Genomic DNA, 3,165 nt, shown 5'->3' on the forward strand with positions numbered 1-3,165 from the left:
GCCAGCACCCGGTTGCGCCGGTTGTCTTTGACTTCGGTGTGGCCGGCATAGTCCATCCGGAAGTGCTGCCACGCGGCCAGCAGCCCGGTGAGGATCGACAGCGTCAGGAACATCGACGTCACCGGGTGGCTCGCGATCACGGGCTGGATGTCGTACCACGGCACCCCGTAGTTGCCGACGTAGAACCAGCCGTTGACGCCGGAGGTGGCCACCGCGACAACGAACAGCAGCGCCGTGACGTAGAGCGTCAGGTTGCGGCGGTTGTGCAGGCCGATCCGCGAAAGCGCGAACGCGGTGACCGCGCCCAGCGCCCCGGCAAGTCCGGCGAAGGCGCCGAACTGGACCGCCCACTTCGTCGGGGTGAACGTGAGGAGCAGGAGGCCGATGGCGGTCGTGCCGATCAGCCGCCAGGCCGGGCCGCTGGCCAGCCCGGGCACTCGCCCCCGGCGCAGCAGGATGACCAGCATCCCGAACAGGCACAGCAGCAGCACCAGCACCGCGAAACGCCTCGCCATGGACCCATCGGGGTTCGACTCCACCGTGAGGAAGTAGTAGCGAAGCCAGTCCTGGTACCACGCGATCGTCGGCCCGACCTTGTACTTGATCCGCGCCGACTCGGCGACGTTGGCCAGTGTCTGACCGTGGAACACCACAACGGTGATCAGCGACAGCGACGCCGCGAGCACCGCCAGCGGCGCGAGCAGGCCGTCGGTCGCCCGGCGTCGCCGGATCGTCCGGGCGATGGCCCGCGAACCGGTCAGCAACGCGGCGACGGCGATCAGGCCCTGCGGCGCCAGTGTCACGGTGAGCATCGCGACGAAGGTCGCGACCGCGGCCGGGGCCAAGCGTTGCAGCGCGATCGCCCGCTCCACCAGCATCCAGGTGACCAGCACACCCAGGGCGATCAGCGGCTCGGGCCGCAGCCCGTTGTTGAACGGCAACCAGGCGGCCAGGAACACCGCGCCCGCGGTGAACACCGCCACCCGGTTCGCCGCCAGGCCGCCCCTGCCGGGGCCCAACCTGCGCAGGATCCAGTGGCTGATCACCAGCCAGCACGCGATCCCGGCCAGCGTGGCGGGCAACCGCATCCACACCCCGGCGGTGCTCACGGCCGCCAGCTTGGACAGCACCCCCAGATACCAGTCGAACGGCGCGTCCGTCGTACCGAAGTAGCGGTAGTAATCGACGATGTAGCCGGCCTTCGGGGAGACGCGGGCGATGGTCAGGTTGTAGCCGTCGTCGGACGAGGTGGCGCCGATGACGTGCCAGACCAGGAGCGTCGCGATCACCCCGACGTCGGCGATCCAGGTTGCGAGCCCGACGCGGCGCCAGGAACTCCATCGCGCCCGGGGCCGGTACCGGGAGAGCCAGGCGATCGGCGATTGCCAATTGACCAGCGTGCCGCCGCCGCGGCTGCGACGGTCGAGCGCGGCGAGCGCGATGACGGCGGTCAGCACGGCCAGGGCACCGACGGCCATCGCGAGTTGCTTGAGGGCGGTTGGGGCGGTGATGAAGCGGGTGTCGATGTCGATGCGGGCCGATAGTCCCGGCTGGGCCGGCACCTTCAGGTCCGTGAAGATGCCGCCGACTTGGGGTTTCTTGTCTGAGGACAGGGTGCCCGAGGCGCCGGGCATGCCCACGAAGTCGGCGCCCGCCGCGCCCGCGCCGGCCCAGGCGTGCAGCACGCTGCAGGCCCCGCCGGCGACCGCCGCCCGCGGCGCGGCAGCGGCAACGGTGTCGCGGAACGCGACGACCACCAGGTCTTTGTCGGCCCGCACGAACAGCCCGTCCTTGCCGGCATCGACGCCGCCGGCGGGCAGCGTCGAGACCACCAGGCCGCCGCTGGCGGGCAGGGTCGCGATCGCCGCGCACGGGATGGAGATGTCGAGCGCGCGCGGCGCCCCGGACACCAGCGGCGCGGTGATCTGGGTGACGTGTCCGTCCGCGACGCCCTGCGGCCACAGCACCGTCGCGGTGGTCTGCCTGACTGGAAGAAGCGGGACGAGCGCGCACAACAGCAGTCCGACGATGCCGGCGACGGCGGCGACGAACCGCGGGATCCGCTGCGATCGCTGATTACCGTCGTGGGGCACGAGGCTCGATCGTAAGCGAAGCCGCTTTGTCCGCTGAGGACGCGGGGCCGCGCGGGGCCGCGCGGCGTCAGCGGGGGAGCCGGGCCGCCAGGGTGTTCAGGCCCGGGCCGTCGAGGTCGGCGAGCGCCGCCGGGCGGCCCGACATCGCCATCAGCAAAGCCTCGCCGGGGCCGGTGACTTCCGGCCCGCGGCCGTGTGCCCAGTCGAGGTCGGTGGCGCGCAGGCGCAGCCCCCGGATCCGGCGGCCGGCCCCGAGCCTCGGGTTGCCCGGCACCAGCTGCAGGACGCGCTCGAGCCGATCGGCGGGGACGATGCGAGGCCGGTCGAGGGCGCGGCGGATGTCCTGGTGATGGATCGTGCCGTCGACGAGCGCGATCATTCCGCCGAAACCCGCTGTCAGCCCGCGCGGCTGGAGATGGGCTCGCAGAAAGTCGAGCAGTTGTTCCGGACCCAGGCCGGCGAACTCGTCGACGCCCACCTGGTTGGCGCGGACGATCCAGCCCTTCGCGAAGCGCCCCGCCAGACCTAACGGGCCGAGCTCTTCATAGCTGATCGTATGCGCGACAACGTCTTTGACCGTCCAGTGCGTGCAGAGGCTGGGCGCCTCCCACTGCTCGGGCGTCAGGGTGGCCAGGAACTCGGCCAGGTCGGCCCGTTCGTCGCGGGCCATGCTCATCAGGCTTGCCGTCATTGCCGGCCCCCTCGCTAGCTCTTACGCAGCGGCGCGGGGCTCCACAGGCCGCTGCGGGTGACCGTCCCCAGCTGCAGGCGGGCGGGCTGCGCCCCGGCGTAGTAGGGCGTCAGCCGTTGCAGGGAACCCCAGTCGCGCGACCAGTCGTCCTTCAGATAGGTCGCCATGGTGGTGGCCTTCAGCAGCAGCTCGGTGACGCCCAGCGGGCCGCCACCGTTGTTGTCCATCACCGGCGAGTTGGCTTCGGCGCCGAAACGGTCAGGCAGGATGCGCCATTTCGGCGTTTCGTCGACGCCGTTTTGGTGGCCGAACGGACGCTGGCAGGGGAACGCCAGGCCGACGAGCCAATCCAGGAACACCGGGTCCTTCGAGCCGACGACG

The 3,165-nt window shown here is 71.2% G+C and carries 3 protein-coding genes; all 3 read right to left on the minus strand.

The features are described 5' to 3' along the window. Positions 1-2,093: arabinosyltransferase domain-containing protein (locus A9X03_RS13110; RefSeq protein WP_197696067.1), on the minus strand; the 2,093-nt coding region annotated here is incomplete at its 3' end. Between the two features lie 67 nt (positions 2,094-2,160). Beyond that, positions 2,161-2,784, minus strand: coding sequence for a maleylpyruvate isomerase family mycothiol-dependent enzyme (locus tag A9X03_RS13115; protein WP_067760198.1), 624 nt, complete (start codon positions 2,782-2,784; stop codon positions 2,161-2,163). A gap of 14 nt (positions 2,785-2,798) precedes the next feature. Continuing rightward, positions 2,799-3,165 (minus strand): arabinosyltransferase C-terminal domain-containing protein (locus A9X03_RS13120; protein ID WP_197505055.1); only part of this gene is annotated, 367 nt, incomplete at its 5' end.

This window comes from Mycobacterium sp. E1715, from assembly GCF_001667625.1.
Classification (GTDB): domain Bacteria; phylum Actinomycetota; class Actinomycetes; order Mycobacteriales; family Mycobacteriaceae; genus Mycobacterium.

Coding starts and splice junctions, on each gene's coding strand:
- A9X03_RS13115 (WP_067760198.1), bottom strand. CDS start 2,784: ATGACGGCAAGCCTGATGAGCATGGCCCGCGACGAACGGGCCGACCTG.